Raw genomic sequence first — 18626 nt, forward strand, 5'->3', positions numbered from 1 at the left:
TTTAAATAGATTTAGCTAATTTGTAACTTAAAATAATAAAATGCCAATTCCATACACTTTTACATTATGATTCAACAAAGCCCCATAAGTCAAATAGTAATATGAATACAGAAGGTGATATAAATTTCAAGATTTATAATGCAGGGTTAATAATACTCTGGCCATTTTTGGTATCATACTTTGACCGTCTTAGCTTGATAGAAAACGCAAAATTCATCGATAAAGAAAGTAGAAACAAAGCGGTGTATTTATTACAGTATTTAGTGTACAATGAGGTTAATTTCCCAGAGCATGAGTTATTGCTCAACAAGCTACTCGTTGGAATGTCTAAAAAAGAGCACCTTACATTTATTGAAGATGTCTCAGAGCAAGAAAAGGAGACATCCCAGAGTCTATTAAATGGTTTAATCAGTAATTGGGAAAAAGTAAGATCATCGACTCCAGAAGCTATACAAGAAACCTTTTTACAGCGCGAAGGTTTACTCAAACTGAGTGAAGACAAGATTGTATTAAAAGTTGAAAAGAAAGGGGTTGATATTTTGTTAGACACTATATCTTGGAGCATATCTATTGTAAAATTACCATGGATGTCGAGACCAATCTACATAGAGTGGCTTTGAAACGAATCGAGAAGCCAGCAACTAACACCTTGCATAATTAATTACTGGTTTTAGCCTACTTACGAATATTTCTACGGAATATTCTATCTGTGATTTATTTACTAAATCAGTTGTTCAAACACACAACTAACCAAATACAAATCGTTAAACGAACCTCCCGAAAAACTTCTAGATCTCAACTTAAAACACTCCTACAAACCACCCAATTAGTTAACCGATCTATCCTGACTAATCATCAAAAAAGAACAGTACAATTGATTTACTGCTACTTTTATACTTAAAAATATAACAATTAATTTTTAAGCACAAAACTAATAGGCACACTGTAAGGCACACTTACAGCTCTACCACGTTGCTTACCAGGTATCATTTTGGGTAACAAACCAATAATACGCTCAGCTTCTTTTTCTAATATTTTATCTGGACCTCTACTTTTAATCTTTGCTACGTGTCCAGTATTGTCTATAACGAATAACACATATACTTTACCATATATTCCAAGATCTGAAGCTGTCTCTGGATAATTAAAATTATTTTTAACATGCGATTTTATTGAGTTTTCAAAACACTTTAACTGCTCTGCTTTTGCAACATTTTCGCAACCTGGAAATACTGGAATATTTTCAATAACAGCAAAAGGCACTTCAATATCTTCTTCGACCTCTTCTACTTCTACATCTTCAACTCTCACTACCTCAGCAATAACATCTGTTTGATTAACCTCACTACTTTCAATAACAGTTTCTTCAATTTCAACAATATCTTCAACAACTTTAATATCTTCAGAAACAATTGCTAGAGCTGGTGGAGGCGGTGGAGGTGGTGGAATGTTTAGATTTATAATTTTTATATCTTCATCAACATAATCATCAAGATTAAGTGTTTCAATAACTATATCGTCTTTTTTATATGATTTATGCTCAAACATCAAATACGTTGATAATAACATTAAGTTTAAACCAATAGCAAAATATATACTACTATTTCTGCCAACATCTACTGCAGGATTTTTCTTGACTTGCATAACTTTGTAATTTTAAATTTACTCTAAATTACTTAATAACAGTCTGAAAAAAAATGACAATTATCATGTTAAAGATTTTTCAATTGGTTATTTATTCCATCCTTATTATTTGTTCAAAATAAGCCTGAAATCTCAAAATTTGACTTTATAAAAAAAATAGTCGAACTTCGTTTAACTTTGGATATTGACAACTTGTACTTAATTTATTTCAGTATCAAAACAGTTAACATCCTAGCGCATTAGCTTCAATTTAGAAAAACACAATAGTATCGAAACAGAGCAAGTACATAATAATTTTAGTACAGCCATTAAATGGTGGGAAAGAAAAAGATTAATTTATAACATTATAACTCTTATTGGAGGGCTATTAGTTATTTTCATTAGAGGTGATGTTCCAAATGGAATTTCACCTTATTCAGATTTCACAATCATATTATTCTGGTTATTTGGAGCAAATATTTTTTACACTTGCGGTTGGGCTTTTGAAGCATTGCTAAACTATTATTTTAAAACTTCTTTCTTCGGAAATAATATTCGAAATGCACTCTTTGTTTTAGGTGCTGTTTTTTCTTTTATGTGGATGTTTTTTTTAGCAAGTCAAATAAGATAAAACGTCTATTTATGAAGTACGTAGAGCTAGAATACACAACGTTATAATTGAAGAATATCTAAACAAAAGGAACGGAAAAACTGGCAAAAAAAAAGCACGAAATAAAATTAGTCTCGTTGAAGAAAAAATATTCAAGAAAATAAAAACAAGCGAACAACGCAGTATCTAAATGGTTTCTATTTTTAGCTAGACCAAAGTTAGTTGTTTGCTTACTAACTTCTCATTTTCCTACGGAAATTCCTAGCACGTAAATCCTCAACTTTCTATACACTACCTTTCTACTCCATTAATAACCAACAGAATCATTGAGAAAATAATTGCTTGCTCTGTGTCTATCAGGAAAATCGAAAAATGCATTACAACGCTTAATAAAATAATATAGTTAAACTAGAGAACTTAAATTACATGGAATAAAAACAATTATTACTAATTGATTAATAGTGAAATAAAAGAATACAACCACTTTTAATTCAAAATATGTGAGAATTTTCATCGAAAAGTATAATGTAAAAAGAAAAAAAATGATTTTTTTCTTTTTACATTATACTTTTTATGCATATTTGTTTACAATACATAAATTAACCCAAATCATAATAACACTCTTTCTATTAATATTTTAAGTGGTTTTTCGGTAAAATAACATGTGACACTTTATAAACTAAGGTGTCTTATTTTATAAAGATAATACTAAAACGAAATAAATAATCTTGTCTCAAATTAAGTGATTTGGAGACGAATGAGTATTTGATTATAGAAAAAACTATAAATGAAAAACCTAGAAAGATCTATTAAAAAAAGATATTTATTATTTATATCTACAATTGTAATAATAATTATTTTTGGTTTGATTATTATCCAGAATAGTGTCAGTACGCAAAAAAATGCTTCGTTATTAATTAATAAAGCATCAAATCAATGCATGCTAAGCGAGAGCATCACCAGGTTGGTGTTTTCTTTTGAGAATAATCCAAGCAATACTATAAGTTCAGACTCCATAAGTTCGTTAAAAAACCTTATCAATGCGTTTGAAAATTCACATAATTATCTTTATTCAATAAATAAACAAAAAGGAGAGAATAACACTCTAGATTCCTTATTAAAACGTAGTAACACCTATTTAACAACCATAGTCACTTCTAGCAAAAACATTATAAATAATCCCAACACGCAGTTAATTTCACGAGATATTAAAATTATTGCAGAAACGGAATCCCCTTATTTTTTGACGATGCAGACTGCTATTAGAGAATATCAAAAAGCTGCAGAAAAAAATCTTGACAGTTTAAAAAGTACGATGTACTTTCTTGCATTTATCGCTGGATTAATATTAACGGGAGAGTTCCTATTTATTTTAGTGCCTGCTCTTAAACAATTATTTAAACAAAACGATAAACTTACAAAGGCAAATAAAGACTTAGCTAAATCTGAAAGTAAGGTAAAAGCTAATATATTAGAGTTAACAAATCTCAAAACAGATTTAGAAACAAGAGAGACATACAACAAAGTTTTTATTGAGCAAGCTCCAACTGCTATTGCTATGCTTGACAGTAATATGTGTTACATAGCAGCTTCTCAACGTTGGATAACAGATTATAAAATGGAAAGACAAGACATTATTGGTCGTTCTCATTATGATCTCTTTCCAGAAATAGGTGATGACTGGAAAGCTAATCATCAAAAATGCCTTAGAGGTGCTATTGACATTTGTGATGAAGCCCCTTTTGTTCGTGCTGATGGAACCACACAATGGATTTTTTGGGATGTAAGACCTTGGTACATTTCAGAAGGTAATGTAGGTGGTCTAATAATGCACACAGGAGATATTACTCACATAAAAGAAAAAGAGGAAGAAAAGATTCGTATCGAGAAAATATTAGATAAAACGAACGAAGTTGCCCGAATAGGAACATGGGATATAGACCTGATAAAAAATACCGTTTTTTGGAGTAAAATAATTTTCGAAATACATGAAGTGACCGATGATTTTGTGCCAGATTTAGAAACAGGTATTCATTTTTATAAGGAAGGAGAAAACAGAAATACAATTAAAAAGGTAATTAATGAAGCCATAGAGCTAGGTCGCTCTTTTGATGTAGAATTAGAGCTTGTAACGTTTAAAGGAAATTCCGTTTGGGTCCGAGCTATGGCACAAGCAGAAATTGTAGATGGTCAATGTATCCGCCTTTTTGGAGTGTTTCAAGATATAAGTAGTAAGAAAAATTCAGAAATAGAGTTAAATAAAGCCAATGCCGAGTTGAAGGTTCAACAAGCTCATAACAAAATTTTTATTGAGCAAGCTCCAATGGCCATTGCTATGGTTGATAATAATATGCGATACTTAGCAGTATCACAGCGCTGGATTACAGATTATGACATGGAAGGTCAGGAATTTATTGGACGTTCTCATTATGAGCTCTTCCCTGAAATTGGAGATGATTGGAAGGCAATGCATCAAAGATGTTTAAATGGTGCTATTGATATTAATAATGAAGAGCCTTTTATTCGTACAGACGGGTCTTTGCAATGGATAACTTGGGATGTACGACCTTGGTATGATTCAGATGGTAATATTGGTGGCATATTAATGCAAACAGGAGATATTACTCATATAAAAGAAAATGAACAGGAAAAAATTCAAATTCAAAAAATACTAGATAAAACAAATGAAGTTGCACGTATTGGAGCTTGGGAAATAAACTTGGTAAAAGATAGAATTTTTTGGAGTAAAATGGTTCGTGATATACATGAAGTCACTGAAGATTATGAACCCGACTTAGAAACAGCTATTAATTTTTTTAAAGAAGGAGAAAGCAGGAATACCATTCAAAAAGTCGTTCAAAAAGCTATAGAGAATGGCACGCCTTATGATATAGAAATAGAGCTTGTAACTTTAAATGGGAATATCCTTTGGACACGAGCTATTGGACAAGCAGAATTTGTAGATGGTAAATGCATACGCCTTTTTGGAGTATTTCAGGATATAAACGACAAGAAGCTTTCTCAATTAGCTTTAAACAAAGCGCATACAGAATTAGAGGCGATATTTAATTCTGAATCTGTAGCTATTGTTGCTACTCAAGTTGATGGAATCATTAGTCAATTTAATCGTGGTGCAGAAATTTTAACAGGATATTCAGCATCTGAAATGGTCGGCTTGCAAAGACCCATTGCTTTTCATCTACGTGAAGAATTAGACGATTTTAGAATTGATATGGCAAAGAAATACGGTAAAAGTCCTGTAGGATTTAGTGCTCAAAAAGAAATGTCAAAACATAATGCTTTCGATACCCGAGAATGGCATTACCTTAGAAAAGATGGATCACTTTTACCAGCTCAATTAACCTTAACATCTATGAAAGATGAGAAAGGTGAACTTATTGGCTATTTAGGAATTGCAGTAGATATTTCAGAAAAAAGAATTGCTCAAGATGAACTGTTACGAAAAAATAAGTTATTGAATTTTGCCGAAGAGATTACTTTGATGGGAAACTGGCAATGGGATACTGTTACAGATAAAGTTGAATGGTCTAATAACCTGTATAATATTTTTAAGCTCGATAAAGGAACAGCTAATCTAAATTTTGATACCTACTTTAATTTTGTTCATCCTGATGATAAAGACATTGTTACTGAATATTTTGATAAAACTGTAGATGAGAAACGTCTAAATAGATTCACGCATCGTATTATAGCTGGAGATGGAAAATTGAAATTTATTCAACTTCTTGGAGAAGTCATTACCAATGATGAAGGCGAGGTTATAGAAATGGTTGGTACTTGTCAGGATGTTACCGAGCAAAAAATGGCAGAAAATAAATTTAGAGGTCTGCTAGAATCTGCACCAGATGCTATGGTAATTGTGAATGAAATAGGTGAAATACAACTTATTAATAAACAGGCTGAAAAATTATTTGGATATTCAGCAGAAGAATTATTTGGAGAATCTGTTGAAATTCTAATTCCTAGACGATTTGCAGGCAATCATACATCAGATCGTGATGGCTTTTTCTCAAACCCTAATGCCAGAAGAATGGGTGAAGGAAAAGAATTATTCGGAATAAATAAAGAAGGAAATGAAATCCCTATACAAATAAGCCTAAGCCCTTTAGAAACAGAAGAAGGGTTATTAGTATCGGCAGCAATACGAGATATTACAGTCCAAAAACTAGCTCAGACAAAAATAATTAGAGCCAAAAATGACTTAGAACTCTTAGCACAAAAATTGACTATTCAAAACAATCAACTAGCCGATTTTGCTCACATTACTTCTCATAATTTAAGGGCTCCTGTAAGTAATCTTAACTCACTTTTAGACTTTTATAATGAATCTGAAGATGAAGATGAAAAACTCATTTTATTTGAAAAGTTTGAAATAGTTATTCAACACCTTACGGTAACACTTAATACTTTAGTAGACGCCTTAAAAACTAAAAATATGGGGTCTCAAGATTTAGAAGATATAATGTTTAATGAAATTTTAGATAAAACAAAAGAAATACTAATTGGTGAAATTTTAAAAACAGGTGCTATAATTACAAGTGATTTCTCTAAAATGCCTAATATTACCTACGATAGAATTTATTTAGAAAGTATTTTTCTTAACTTGTTAAGCAATACACTTAAATATAGATCTGAAGCTCGTGTTCCTGAAATATTTATTGAATCTGAAATTGTTGATGGAAAAATAAAACTTAAATTTAAGGATAATGGTTTGGGTATTGATTTAGAAAAACATGGTCATAAATTGTTTGGACTTAATAAAGTTTTTCATAGACATCCAGACGCTAAAGGTGTAGGTTTATTTATGACTAAAGTACAAATTGAATCAATGGGTGGTGTGATAACTGCTACAAGTAAAGTTAACGAAGGATCAACTTTTAATATAAATTTCAACTAATAAAACATGAATAACCTTTTTAATATATGTATTGTTGATGATGATGATATTTATCAATATACGGTTATGAAAACATTAAAATCACTAGAATTAGTAAAAAACATAATTGTTTTTTCAGATGGTGAAGAAGCCATCAATTTTATGTTAGACAATATTAATAAAGAAAATGAGCTTCCAGATGTTATTTTTCTAGACATCAATATGCCAATCATGGATGGGTTTCAATTTATGGAAGAATATGTTAAAATAAAATCGAAAGTAGGAAAGAATATCATCATATATATGGTCTCTTCATCTGTAGATCCAATAGATATAGAAAAAGCAAAAAACATCAGTGCAATTTCCGATTATATTATAAAACCTATGAAGCCAGTAGATCTAAAAACTAGACTTGAAGAATTACTCAAATAACACAAAACTTAGCGCTTAGCCAAAGTAATTCTGTTAAGTCTAATTCCCCTGTGAAAACCCCATACCATTACACGAACCCAAAAATCATTCCAACAAATAAATCACAAATACGTCTACAAATTATTCAACTTATCATCACTTCCATCCTCACAAATCGTCAAAAAGAAACCTACGAAAAAGAATTAATTTATTCTAACCAAAACTTAGATAATCAAATAGCAACTTAATTTCTTGAATGTATTAATACTATTTATAAATTTGAAAAACAAAACTACCAATGTCGAACCTTGAAGTAGTAAATGAAAACAACGATTATATAGTCGTAAACAAAATGGCTGGACTTATAAGTGAAAAAAGTCCTTACGAAGATTGCACTATTGAGAATCAAGTCTTTAATCACCTTTTAAAAAGTAAACGAAAGCCCTATATTGGAGTAATACATAGATTAGATCGCGTTACAAGTGGAGTATTGATTTTTGCTAAGAAAAAAAGTATCCTTGTGGAATTTAATAATCTATTTAGTAATCGGAAAGTTCAAAAAACTTATTTGGCTATAGTTAAAAATAAGCCACCAAAAAAGAAAGAACAGCTAATTAATTTTCTCGTAAAAAACAACCTACAAAAAAGAGCAGATATAGTCCAATCAAAATCAAAAGACTCCCTTAAATGCATTCTTACCTATCAGGTTATAGGCAAAAACGATTTTGGTTATCTTTTAGAAGTAAAACCACAAACTGGTAGATTCCATCAAATTAGAGCCCAATTAGCAAATATAGGGCTACCTATTATTGGAGATGAAAAATATGGTTCAGATCAAAAATACTTTCCCCTATCTATTTGTCTTCATGCCTGGAAATTAACCTATCAAGAATCTGGCTCTAAAGAATTCAAAACCTTCGAAGCTCCTTTGCCAAAAAATGCTTTTTGGAATATTTGAAATAGTTGTTACCATGGTTTATACAATATGTGACAAACTTTTATATTTATTCAGTATAAAAATAGAACCTTGAACCAAATGATATTTTCAGGAGACTTAAAAGACATTGATAATGATAGTATTCATGGAATTTTAGATTCTTCGGAAGTCAAAATTAATATACTTAAATTACAGGAAGAACAATTAAATAATGTTATAGAAGAAATAAAGAATTTGTTAAGTAAAATGCACACAAAACCCAATTTACAAGAAAAAAAGACGAAAACTATTTAGTTTTCGTCTTCAGATTTGATAAATTCCGACTGATATTTCTCTAAAAACCTCTTCTGTCTTGCAATCATTTGTTGTCTTATTTTATCAATATCCATAAAGTCTGAACCAAAATCACTACTAAAAAAATCATCTTTAAAAAAACGTTTGCTAAAAAGTGAATCTTGAGAAAAAACATCTTCAAACCCTTGATTTTCAAATCGCGAAAAGTTTGTGAAAAATCTTGATTTAAAAGATTGCATCAAACTATCACGCTCTGACAATGAGAGGTCATCGTACTTATTATTAGAAGACCAAGAATAAATACTGTCATATCTAATTAAATTTCCGTTTTCATCAAATTCTCTATCCACTTTCCAAGAGCCTTCAGGCTGTTCAACTAACTTTTCTTTACTTTCTTTTGTTTCAGCATTTTGTCCGTTGCAACTAACACTTAACAATCCAGCCATAAATAATAAAACATATTTTTTCATCACTTTAGATTTTGAGTTAAATTTAATTTGGGGTTTGTTAAAAAGGTATTGAACAAACCACCAGTTTCTATCGTTTTAATCAATTTATTTTGGTGAAACACTTTTGATTTTCGTTCACCACTTATATACCAAACACATTCCAAATAACTGTCATCATTGACCAAACCAAAAATTGAATCCTTTTTTGGAACATATTTGATAACTTGCATTTTTGGAGCGGTAAGTTTACCTCTAACTTTTACCCAATCCCCAGGTTTAAACTTTCTTGGCATAACAATATCTTTTTTAATTAAAATTATAATAGATAAGATGAGGCTGAAAAACCAGCCTCATTCTTAACATTTTACTATAAAATTTAATCATATAACTATGAAACTTTAATGCTTCTGGCAGGCTTTTGTTTTGCCTCTTCTTTTTTAGGTAAAAGAATACTCAAAATGCCATCTTTATAATTAGCATCAATTTTTTCATCATTTACACTTTCTGGCAGAGTAAAGGTCCTTTTGAACGAAGAATAACCAAACTCTCTACGAGTATAATTTTCTTCTTTAGTTTCATTTTCTTCCTTTGTCTCTGTAGAAATTGATAAAACTTGATTGTCAAGGTCAAGATGGAAATCTGATTTTTTAAGACCCGGAACTGCCATTTCTACCATAAAATCATCGGCTGTTTCTTTGATATTTACTTTTGGCAAAGTAATTCCAGTATTAAAATTTGAAGCAAATACTGATGGTAGGTCTCTATTAAAGATATCATCTAACCAATTTGACAAAGTTGGGAAGTTTGCATTTGAATTTGTGTTTGCTAAACTTCCATTTTTAGGAACATTAACTAAATTGCTCATAATTAAAAATTTAAATTAAACATTATTTCAAATTTGAAATCTTTTTGATTTCGATATTATATTTACAAATAAAATACCAAAATGAATAAATCTTATTTTAAGTAAAAAAAAATTCTTTTAATCATGAATATTTCTGTCAAATTTTCAGAATAATTGTCATTTTTTCATTTAAATAAATGTCATATTGACAATTAAATATTTGTGATTTATTAAAAAATAAAAAGGATTATATACCTAAAAACCAAACAATTGAACATGCACTACATACATCAATATGTAAAATTAATTGACTGGCTCTAGCCTACTTTCAGAAATCCTATCAGATTTTCTATTTGTTCCATTTTTGCTAACTTAGTTCTTGCCCACGCACCTATGTACCCAAAAGAAACTTACATTTATTCTTATAAAAATCAACAGATTACAAAAATTGACTTTGTAAAAAAAATAGTCGAACTTCGTCTAACTGTGAATATTGCTAACCTGTACTGAATTAATTTCAGTATTGAAACAATCGATATCCTAACACATTACCTACAATATGAAAAAAACATTGCTAATCATTATACTTTTAGGTACTACCAATTTTGTTTTTGGCCAATCAAGTAAAAAAAAAGTAGAAGAATTTTTCAAGGAAATACAATGCGAAAAACTTCTAGAACAAGGGTTTGACGGAATTGAAAGTGTAATTAACGAAAATAAAGAGATGTTATTTACCAAATACGAACTTGATTTCCAAAACAAAACTGATGTGAATGAATTTGATAACTTCTTAAAAGAAGAAATTGATTTCTTTAAAAGTGAAACATATCTTTATATCTCTGATAAATATTCAAGAAACTACTCTGAAAAACAAATACAGAGATTCATTGATTTAGCTAAAGATAAAAGATCAAAAAAAGATATTTTGGTTGAGTCAAATTTCAGAATAGAACTTGATTCAATTTTACAACATCAAGGCGCATATTTACAGAATGACATTCATTTGACCTTAATAAAGTTAAGAGCTAAATACAGACCACTAATTTTGAAAATATTTGAAAAGGGAACAGAAATCGACATTTCTAAAATAAATTTAGACTTCTTATTGAATACAAATGACGAACAACAACCACAAATTTCAATATTAAACGAATCTAATGCAGAAATAAGTTTACCAGCTAACTTTGACTTTGAAAAGGTAACTTCTCTCACAGTTAGACTGAATGATGAAAGTTACTTAATTGAAAGGTACAATATGAATTTGCCAGAAATGGTTAGAAAAGTATCAAGTCCATTAACAAAAAATGGATTTGAGGATTTAGAGTTTTGGACTTTGACTATTGACGATGAAAAGATTAGTTTAAAAATCAAAGCCGAAGTTAATATTGGAAGATAAATAACGTAGCTAACATCGTATAAAAATAATTGATAGTTTGAGCTTAACCAATGTTATTTGCTCGGTTGCTAGCTTCTGATTTTTTTTCCCTTCGGAAAATCATCATATTCAAACACGCAACTTTCCATATACATAAACGCTACCTTAAATGAGTTATAAAGACTAACTAAAAATGTAAAATAAATGAGTGGAGAAAAAAACTTAGACACGCTTTTAAAATCAATGAAACCTAAACACAATTTAGGCGAATATGTATTTTGTAAAACAGAAAATTTGGATCAAATAAATTTGAGCCAAATCATAATGACTTTTAAAGAAGAAGAAAGCATTACCATTATTGCTAAAAAGGAAGTCGCAGACCAACTAAATTTAGACTATTCTTTTATTGCGTCCTGGATTACACTTACAGTTCATTCTTCTTTAGAAGCAGTTGGTTTAACAGCAGCTTTTTCGAATGCTTTATCCGAAAATGGAATTAGTTGTAATGTCGCTGCTGCTTATTATCACGATCATATTTTTGTAGATATAAAAGATACAACCAAAGCAATGGAGGTCTTAAATGAATTTTCAAAATAAAGATGACACTATTAGTGATACAGTACTTAAAAACAAGAACTTTTCACAAAAAAATAAATTTTTAATTAACTAAAAGCACAAAAAATATTCAATAATAAATGAATTGGATACTATTAATAATTGCAGGACTTTTTGAAGTAGCCTTTGCTACATGTCTTGGAAAAGCCAAAGAGGCAACAGGAATTGAATCAACATATTGGTACATAGGATTTTTGGTTTGTTTAAGTATAAGTATGGGACTTCTTTTAAAAGTGACTCAACATCTACCAATAGGCTCAGCATATGCAGTTTGGACAGGTATTGGTGCTGTTGGAACTGTTCTGGTTGGAATTTTTATTTTTAAAGAACCAGCAACATTCTGGAGAATATTTTTCATTACAACATTAATTGTCTCAATTATAGGACTGAAAGTCGTTTCAAATTAAACGGACTAAAATAATTTAAAACTGCTGCCAACACCTTGTATAATTAGTTACCAGATTATTGACGACTTACGAAAATCTTCCCGAATTCTCTATTCGGTTTTTATTTACTACATTCGGTGCTTAACCACACAACTAAACATTCGCAAGACCGTAGTCCATTAAAAAAATAAAAAGATATCCCCTTGCAAGTAGAAATAAAAAATCCAAGAATCACATGTTACAAATGTATGAGGCCTTCAAGCACTTGTATATGTAAACACATTAGTCCTTTCCAAACTAAGACTCGTTTTATTATTCTTATGCACCCAAAGGAGTACAAAAAAGAAAAAAACGGAACGGGACATATGACTGATCTTCAACTTGAAAACTCAGAAATTATAGTTGGTGTCGATTTTACCAATAATAATCGTGTAAATGAAATACTAACTAAAAAAGATGGTTGTTCTTTCTTACTTTATCCTGGTAAAGATAATTTCAACTTATCAATAAGTAAAAGTTCAGAAATCAACTCTTTTATGGGTAAAAATCCACACATCTTCATTCTTGATGGCACATGGCCTTGCGCTCGTAAAATGCTTAAACTTAGTAAGAACTTACAAAAACTAAAAAGAGTCAGTTTTGATAATAAAATAAAATCAAAATTTATTATAAAGCAGCAGCCAGAATCTCTTTGTCTTAGTACTATTGAGTCCGTTTATACGGTCTTAAATTTACTTAAGGAAGGTGACTTAGAGCACTGCGAGACGAAGGGCTTTCTTATTCCTTTTGAAAAAATGATTGAGTATCAACTCGAATATATTCTTAATCCAAATAGTAAAAACTATTGTCCAGCTGCTAACAGAGTGGTTATTCCGAAGGATATGTATAAGAAAAACATGGAAAGAAACGTGATTTTCGAACAAGAATAGAGGTAATTACTGCATCCATTAGGAAGAAATAAAGAATTATAAAAACGACCAGTAACAACGTGTCTCTTTAATTGCTAATTGCTAATTGCTAATTGCTAATTGCTAATTGCTAATTGCAGCTTACTCAAAAAAAATCTTATGGATTTTCTATCCCATTTTTATTCACTAAATTAGATTCTTAATCATACACAAAACCATTAGCTGTAATATGACAAAAATGAACCGTTCAGTAAACAAGATTGGAATTATTGGAGGAGGAATTGGAGGTCTAACAATGGCTTTGACGTTAAAAAGAAACAATCTAGATTTTAAAATTTACGAAAAATCTAATGCGTTTAAAGACGTCGGAGCTGGTATTGGAATATCATCTAATGCGTTTAAAATATTTGACAAACTAAATGTTGGAGACATATTAAGAAAAAGAGGTCACTATATAAAGAAAACAATACTTGCGACAGAAAAATTAAAAACTCTAAAAGAAATTCCTTTTCCAGAAGAAGTGTATTGTATTCATAGAGCTTCAATCATTGATGTACTTTCAAACGAGTTAGATAAAAACTCTTGTGAATTAAACAAAGAATTAATAAATATTGAAAATAATGACACTGCAAAAGCTTACTTTAAAGACAATACAAATGCTGAATTTAATACATTAATTGCTTCTGATGGAATTCATTCAATCATAAGAAAAACTATTTTTCCTGAAACTAAAATAAGAAAAACTAATCAAGTTATTTGGAGAGGAATTACAGACTTTGATATTAATTCTGATTTAAAACACACTTACTATGAACTTTTTGAAGGCTCATTACGGTTTTTATTTTTACCAATAAGTGATACTAAAATATTTTGGTTAGCTGTACAAGAAAAAAAGAATTTCAACAAAGATTCATCAACATCTTTAAAAGCATATTTACTAAAATCATATCAGAATTTTGATTCAATAGTATTGGATATGTTGCATAAAACAGAAGAAAATGATATTCTTGAAAATGAGTTAGAAGATTTAAAACCCAACTACAAAAATTGGTTTAAAAATAATACGGTCTTTATTGGAGATTCTATTCACGCTACAACGCCTAATCTGGCTCAAGGAGCTTGTCAAGCTATCGAAGATGCTTATACTTTAGGGATTTGCTTAAAAAACAATAAAGAAAATGCTTTCTCTGAATATCAAAACTTACGATTAAAAAAAGTTGAATATATTGTAAAACAGTCTTGGATGATTGGTAAAATGTCATTGACTAATAATAGTTTACAAAAAAAACTACTTCACTTAATGTTAAAATATTTACCAGAAAAACAGTATCAAAAAAGATTTAAACGATTAATTGACATTGAATATATAAATAAATTAGAAAATACAAAAGCTAAGACCGTGTATAATTAATTACTTGCTTCTAGCCTACTTTCAAAAATCCTATCAGATTTTCTATTCAGTTTGTATTTGCCAAATTAGTAACTGAAATACACAACGGAATCATATTGATAAATATTAGACGAACCTCCTGAAAAATCTCCCAAAACTCAACACAAACCACTTCCTCTGCAAATTACCCAATTGATTATCACTTAAATCCTTGATAATCGTCTAGAAGAAATCTACAAAAAAATAAATTTATTCTTCTAAAAATCAATAAATTTCAAAACTTGACTTTGTAAAAAAAATAGTCGAACTTCGTTTAACTGTAGATCTCGAAAATTGAAATAGTCGATATCTTAACACATCGTGTGCAATCAAAAAAAGAAGTAAATGAAACAAAATTTAGCATTAATATTCGTTCTATGTTTTGCCCAACTGATTTGTGGATGTTCTCAATCGGAGACGACAGCGATTACAGCAACAACATTAACAAAAATTGAACTAAAAGACAATTGGTACTACCTTAATGGAGAAAAGTTTTTTATTAAAGCAATCGGTTACGAAATAGGTGCACGTCCAGGACAACATCCATATGAAGATGAAAAGAAAGATCATTTGGAGTTAATGAGATTTGATCTCGAGAACATTAAAAAAGGCGGTTATAATACAATAAGAACTTGGAGTCAATTTTCTGAAGCACAACTAAAACTTGTACAAGAATCGGGTTTAAAGCTTATTATGGGATTAGAAGTTAATCCAGAAGAAGATTATGGAGATCCCAAATTTATAAATCATTGCAAGACACAGCTTGAAAATATATTAAAATATGCACCAAACTATGATTGCATAATTACGTATTTGGTTATTAACGAACCTCAAACAGATCACATTCAAAAGGTTTCTGCCAAGGCGTTTAAAGACTTGATGAAAATGATGGTAGATATGATTCATAAGGATCATCCAAATGTACCAGTTACACTTTCTGCAAATGCTATGATAAGCGATTGGATGGATGAAAGCATGTATGATATATACGCTTACAATTGTTATGGCTACAATGAAGGCCAAACAGCAACCATGGGATTTAGAGATTATATTAAAGGTTTAAATGAGTTAAACGGATTAGATAAACCGTTTATAATTACTGAGTTTGGACATTCAGTGTCACCAAAAGGAGGCTTTGGTAGTTTTGGCTCACGAACCTTAAAAGAACAAAGTGAAGGACTTATCTCTAATTACCGAGATCTGATAGATGCTGGATCTGTAGGAATGTGTCCATTCTATTATGCTGATGGTTGGTGGAAAGGAGGCGAAAAAAGCATACATAACAAAGAACAACCAGAAGAATGGTTTGGTTTCTGGGGTTACAAAGATGTAAACGACAAATATGGTTCACCTCGTCCAGTTTGGTTTGCAATGCGAGATTATATGAAAGGGCTTATTATAAGTCCTAAAAATAAAACAGTACACACCAATACAACGATACCTATAGAACTTTATAATGATGCGACGATTAAAAAAGTGGTTATAAAAAATCGTGATAAAATTATCTATTCTAAAAACATAACAAGCGAAGGTTATTTTGCAGACCAATTAACAATTAATCCAGTAGGATTAGAAGCTATGGAGCTTGCTTTCGAGTTTTATGATAGTGAAGATAAAGTTATCAAAAACGAATCTATTATAATCCTTGCTTCTAAAACAGCTATCGACATACCAAAATTAACGATAGAAGTCACACCTGAAAAAGATTTAAACGACACAAAAGTTGGAAGCATTAAAACAACAATAGAAACCAATGAAAATTTTAAATTGATTGGCGATTTAATAGTGAGCTATAATACACATCTTGGATGGGACGTTGGTCCACAGGTATCTGTTCCTATTCATGATCAAATGGACAAAAAAGTAATTACTTCTGAAAATTTCTTTACTATTCCTGATAATTGCTGGGTTGTAAATGCTTCAGCTGGAATATCTGTTAGGTATGGCAAATTCACCTTTAAAATTCACGACCAAAAATTAATTTATAGAGGGGATTGGGCTAAAGAAATCAGTCGATAGTAAGACAGCACACAACACCATATATAATTTATTGCTGGTTATAGCCTACTTACGAAAATTTCGTGGTTTTTCTATTCAGTTTTTATTTACTAAATCAGTCTATATCCTAACACATTAAGTAAAATTAAAGCAACCCAAAGATGAAAAATAAAATAAACTCATCTACATTCAAAATAGAACGATTAAACCAAAATTTATCTAATTCAGCTTTATTATTTCTTGAGAATATCTTTTACAAAGAGCAAAATATACCTAAAGAACTAATATCTCTTGTGAGTGATAATCAAAAATGGTGGTGTATTAGAAATAAAGATGGGATTGTTGGTATTGTTGCAGTATGGAAAATTAACAACGAATGGCATTGGGGACGATTGGCTATTCATGAAAAATTAAGAGGGTTTGGTCTTGGAAAAAAACTCGTGACAGAATCTTTAGTTGAAATATTTCAAATGGGAATAGAAAAAATAATAGTTGATGCTAGAGATATTACAGTTGAAATGGTTTTAAAAATGGGCGGAAAAATTACAGGTAAGAAATCTAATTTTTATGGAAATTCTATAACTCCTATGGAAATTTATAAAAAAGACTTTTTACTTAAATCATAATTATTAGATTGAATTAATAGAGTATATAACAAAGTACTCTGCTAAAAACAAATGAAAATGTATTAGTTTTCACTCACATACTTCTATAAGATTCATAATCTACTAATCCTGATTTAACGATAGCTTTGCTATTATTCTTCAAAAGAAACCTAAAATTACAAAACTTGACTTTGTAAAAAAAATAGTCGAACTTCGTCTAACTGTGGATATCGACAATTGAAACAGTCGATATCTTAACACGTTAGCACCAATTATGAAAAAAATCCTGCTTACCATATTATTTATTGCTATTTCAAGCAAATTATTGGCTTGCTCTTGTGGAATAGTTCCGTTAATGGATAGAATTCCAAAATCGGACTTTATTGCAACTGCAAAAATTATAAAAATTTCGCCTGATAAAGAAAATCAAGACCTACACGATATTCAAATAGAAATAATTGACCTATACAAAGGACAAGCCACAGGAAATTTAAAAATCTACAGTGCTTTGAATAGTAGTTGTGCGTTTTTTACACCTGAAAATAGCGAATGGTTGATTTTTGCTAGTAAAAATAAAAATGGAGACTTGAGTTTTGGATATTGTTCAGGTGCGAAACGAATAGATAGAAAATTCGATTCTGACAGATATCCACACGCAGAAAAAAATTACAAAAAATCAATTGAGCTCAAACTTCAAGTACTAGAATATCTGAAGAAGTCTGAAATTCAAACTTTAAACGAATTTGGATTAAGAACATCATTTTCTAGTGGTTGCTTGAAAAACTTTAAAGGTTATGAAGTAAAAACGGATAGATTCGCACTTTATGAATTGACAGTTGAAAGTGATTTATCGATAAGTGAAGTTAAAGCGTTAAAAGAGTTTGACAATGATAACCTCAAAACTGACTTGTTGAATTGTGTTAGAGAAAGTGTCAAAGTTTATACTCGGAAAAAAGAAACAGAAATATTGAATAGAACAAAAATTATAATTGGACTTTACTATTATGCTTCCGAAAGAGGAAATGAAAGTTTTATTGGACAATTTGATTTATAAATAACAGGTGCTAACACCGTATAAAATTAATTGCTAGTGCAGGCTTACTTACGAAAATCCTCGCGGATTTTAGACTGCACCCAAAAGCTTAGACAAATTTATAATTAATTTTGACAATAATTAGCTCGATATTCAATCGGGCTCATTCCATTTAGATTTAGTTTAATTCTTTCATTATTATAATACTTTAT

Annotated in this window: 19 protein-coding genes; 14 read left to right on the forward strand and 5 right to left on the reverse strand. The window is 30.0% G+C overall.

The window, feature by feature from the left end:
- Positions 1-35: 35 nt before the first annotated feature.
- Entirely contained in the window at positions 36-620 is a 585-nt protein-coding gene (locus IM744_RS18930; protein WP_379660218.1) for a contractile injection system tape measure protein, read from the forward strand.
- Positions 621-912: 292 nt separating this feature from the next.
- Here the strand turns inward: IM744_RS18930 and IM744_RS18935 are convergent, their stop codons facing one another.
- On the reverse strand, positions 913-1644 hold the full coding sequence (locus IM744_RS18935) for an energy transducer TonB (RefSeq protein ID WP_194509745.1): 732 nt from the start codon (positions 1642-1644) through the stop codon (positions 913-915).
- Positions 1645-3020: 1376 nt separating this feature from the next.
- Here IM744_RS18935 and IM744_RS18940 point away from each other — a divergent pair.
- The 5 genes from IM744_RS18940 (at position 3021) to IM744_RS18960 (ending at position 8772) form a co-directional block, all read left to right on the forward strand.
- A complete protein-coding gene (locus IM744_RS18940) occupies positions 3021-7151 on the forward strand; it encodes a PAS domain-containing sensor histidine kinase (RefSeq protein ID WP_194509746.1) in 4131 nt (1376 codons plus the stop codon).
- 6 nt (positions 7152-7157) lie between these two features.
- Positions 7158-7562 carry a response regulator gene (locus IM744_RS18945; protein WP_194509747.1) on the forward strand — a complete coding sequence of 135 codons (405 nt, stop codon included), beginning with the start codon at positions 7158-7160 and terminating at the stop codon, positions 7560-7562.
- Positions 7563-7612: 50 nt separating this feature from the next.
- A complete protein-coding gene (locus IM744_RS18950) occupies positions 7613-7789 on the forward strand; it encodes a hypothetical protein (protein ID WP_194509748.1) in 177 nt (58 codons plus the stop codon).
- A 50-nt stretch (positions 7790-7839) separates the two neighbouring features.
- Entirely contained in the window at positions 7840-8499 is a 660-nt protein-coding gene (locus IM744_RS18955) for an RluA family pseudouridine synthase (protein ID WP_194509749.1), read from the forward strand.
- Positions 8500-8577: 78 nt separating this feature from the next.
- Positions 8578-8772, forward strand: a complete 195-nt coding sequence (locus IM744_RS18960; protein ID WP_194509750.1) for a hypothetical protein — start codon at positions 8578-8580, stop codon at positions 8770-8772.
- On the opposite strand, the gene IM744_RS18965 is transcribed toward IM744_RS18960, so the two are convergent.
- From IM744_RS18965 to IM744_RS18975, 3 genes are all read right to left on the reverse strand, one after another.
- Positions 8769-9242, reverse strand: coding sequence for a hypothetical protein (locus IM744_RS18965; RefSeq protein ID WP_194509751.1), 474 nt, complete (start codon positions 9240-9242; stop codon positions 8769-8771). The two genes, IM744_RS18960 and IM744_RS18965, sit on opposite strands and share 4 nt — an antisense overlap.
- Positions 9242-9514 carry a hypothetical protein gene (locus IM744_RS18970; protein ID WP_194509752.1) on the reverse strand — a complete coding sequence of 91 codons (273 nt, stop codon included), beginning with the start codon at positions 9512-9514 and terminating at the stop codon, positions 9242-9244. Before IM744_RS18970 ends, IM744_RS18965 begins: the two co-directional genes overlap by 1 nt.
- A gap of 95 nt (positions 9515-9609) precedes the next feature.
- Positions 9610-10086: an Hsp20/alpha crystallin family protein gene (locus IM744_RS18975; protein ID WP_194509753.1), complete on the reverse strand. Its 477-nt coding sequence runs from the start codon at positions 10084-10086 to the stop codon at positions 9610-9612.
- Positions 10087-10624: 538 nt separating this feature from the next.
- Here IM744_RS18975 and IM744_RS18980 point away from each other — a divergent pair.
- The 8 genes from IM744_RS18980 to IM744_RS19015 all read left to right on the forward strand — a co-directional run bounded on the left by IM744_RS18980 (position 10625) and on the right by IM744_RS19015 (position 18435).
- Complete coding sequence (locus tag IM744_RS18980; RefSeq protein WP_194509754.1) at positions 10625-11461, forward strand: hypothetical protein; 837 nt, start codon at positions 10625-10627, stop codon at positions 11459-11461.
- A gap of 183 nt (positions 11462-11644) precedes the next feature.
- Positions 11645-12037, forward strand: a complete 393-nt coding sequence (locus IM744_RS18985) for an ACT domain-containing protein (protein WP_194509755.1) — start codon at positions 11645-11647, stop codon at positions 12035-12037.
- A 98-nt stretch (positions 12038-12135) separates the two neighbouring features.
- Entirely contained in the window at positions 12136-12462 is a 327-nt protein-coding gene (locus IM744_RS18990; protein WP_194509756.1) for a DMT family transporter, read from the forward strand.
- A 182-nt stretch (positions 12463-12644) separates the two neighbouring features.
- The gene (locus IM744_RS18995) at positions 12645-13370 is read left to right on the forward strand and encodes a tRNA-uridine aminocarboxypropyltransferase (RefSeq protein WP_262893018.1); all 726 of its coding nucleotides are present in this window, start codon (positions 12645-12647) and stop codon (positions 13368-13370) included.
- A 217-nt stretch (positions 13371-13587) separates the two neighbouring features.
- The gene (locus IM744_RS19000; RefSeq protein ID WP_194509758.1) at positions 13588-14760 is read left to right on the forward strand and encodes an FAD-dependent monooxygenase; all 1173 of its coding nucleotides are present in this window, start codon (positions 13588-13590) and stop codon (positions 14758-14760) included.
- A 363-nt stretch (positions 14761-15123) separates the two neighbouring features.
- Positions 15124-16797, forward strand: coding sequence for a glycoside hydrolase family 2 TIM barrel-domain containing protein (locus IM744_RS19005; RefSeq protein WP_194509759.1), 1674 nt, complete (start codon positions 15124-15126; stop codon positions 16795-16797).
- Positions 16798-16937: 140 nt separating this feature from the next.
- Complete coding sequence (locus IM744_RS19010; RefSeq protein WP_194509760.1) at positions 16938-17402, forward strand: GNAT family N-acetyltransferase; 465 nt, start codon at positions 16938-16940, stop codon at positions 17400-17402.
- 253 nt (positions 17403-17655) lie between these two features.
- Entirely contained in the window at positions 17656-18435 is a 780-nt protein-coding gene (locus IM744_RS19015; RefSeq protein ID WP_194509761.1) for a hypothetical protein, read from the forward strand.
- Between the two features lie 104 nt (positions 18436-18539).
- Here IM744_RS19015 and IM744_RS20930 read toward each other — a convergent pair whose 3' ends face one another.
- The gene (locus tag IM744_RS20930; RefSeq protein WP_394355005.1) at positions 18540-18626 is read right to left on the reverse strand and encodes an IS3 family transposase; all 87 of its coding nucleotides are present in this window, start codon (positions 18624-18626) and stop codon (positions 18540-18542) included.

The sequence above is a fragment of the Psychroserpens luteus genome (genome assembly GCF_015319355.1).
Lineage (GTDB): Bacteria > Bacteroidota > Bacteroidia > Flavobacteriales > Flavobacteriaceae > Psychroserpens > Psychroserpens luteus.

Excerpts from the sequence above, each read along its gene's own strand:
- IM744_RS18975 (WP_194509753.1), bottom strand. The coding sequence starts at position 10,086 with ATGAGCAATTTAGTTAATGTTCCTAAAAATGGAAGTTTAGCAAACACA.
- IM744_RS18940 (WP_194509746.1), top strand. The coding sequence starts at position 3,021 with ATGAAAAACCTAGAAAGATCTATTAAAAAAAGATATTTATTATTTATA.
- IM744_RS18980 (WP_194509754.1), top strand. The coding sequence starts at position 10,625 with ATGAAAAAAACATTGCTAATCATTATACTTTTAGGTACTACCAATTTT.
- IM744_RS19015 (WP_194509761.1), top strand. The coding sequence starts at position 17,656 with ATGAAAAAAATCCTGCTTACCATATTATTTATTGCTATTTCAAGCAAA.
- IM744_RS19005 (WP_194509759.1), top strand. The coding sequence starts at position 15,124 with ATGAAACAAAATTTAGCATTAATATTCGTTCTATGTTTTGCCCAACTG.
- IM744_RS18935 (WP_194509745.1), bottom strand. The coding sequence starts at position 1,644 with ATGCAAGTCAAGAAAAATCCTGCAGTAGATGTTGGCAGAAATAGTAGT.
- IM744_RS18965 (WP_194509751.1), bottom strand. The coding sequence starts at position 9,242 with ATGAAAAAATATGTTTTATTATTTATGGCTGGATTGTTAAGTGTTAGT.
- IM744_RS18990 (WP_194509756.1), top strand. The coding sequence starts at position 12,136 with ATGAATTGGATACTATTAATAATTGCAGGACTTTTTGAAGTAGCCTTT.
- IM744_RS18985 (WP_194509755.1), top strand. The coding sequence starts at position 11,645 with ATGAGTGGAGAAAAAAACTTAGACACGCTTTTAAAATCAATGAAACCT.
- IM744_RS19000 (WP_194509758.1), top strand. The coding sequence starts at position 13,588 with ATGAACCGTTCAGTAAACAAGATTGGAATTATTGGAGGAGGAATTGGA.
- IM744_RS18955 (WP_194509749.1), top strand. The coding sequence starts at position 7,840 with ATGTCGAACCTTGAAGTAGTAAATGAAAACAACGATTATATAGTCGTA.
- IM744_RS18970 (WP_194509752.1), bottom strand. The coding sequence starts at position 9,514 with ATGCCAAGAAAGTTTAAACCTGGGGATTGGGTAAAAGTTAGAGGTAAA.
- IM744_RS19010 (WP_194509760.1), top strand. The coding sequence starts at position 16,938 with ATGAAAAATAAAATAAACTCATCTACATTCAAAATAGAACGATTAAAC.
- IM744_RS18960 (WP_194509750.1), top strand. The coding sequence starts at position 8,578 with ATGATATTTTCAGGAGACTTAAAAGACATTGATAATGATAGTATTCAT.
- IM744_RS18945 (WP_194509747.1), top strand. The coding sequence starts at position 7,158 with ATGAATAACCTTTTTAATATATGTATTGTTGATGATGATGATATTTAT.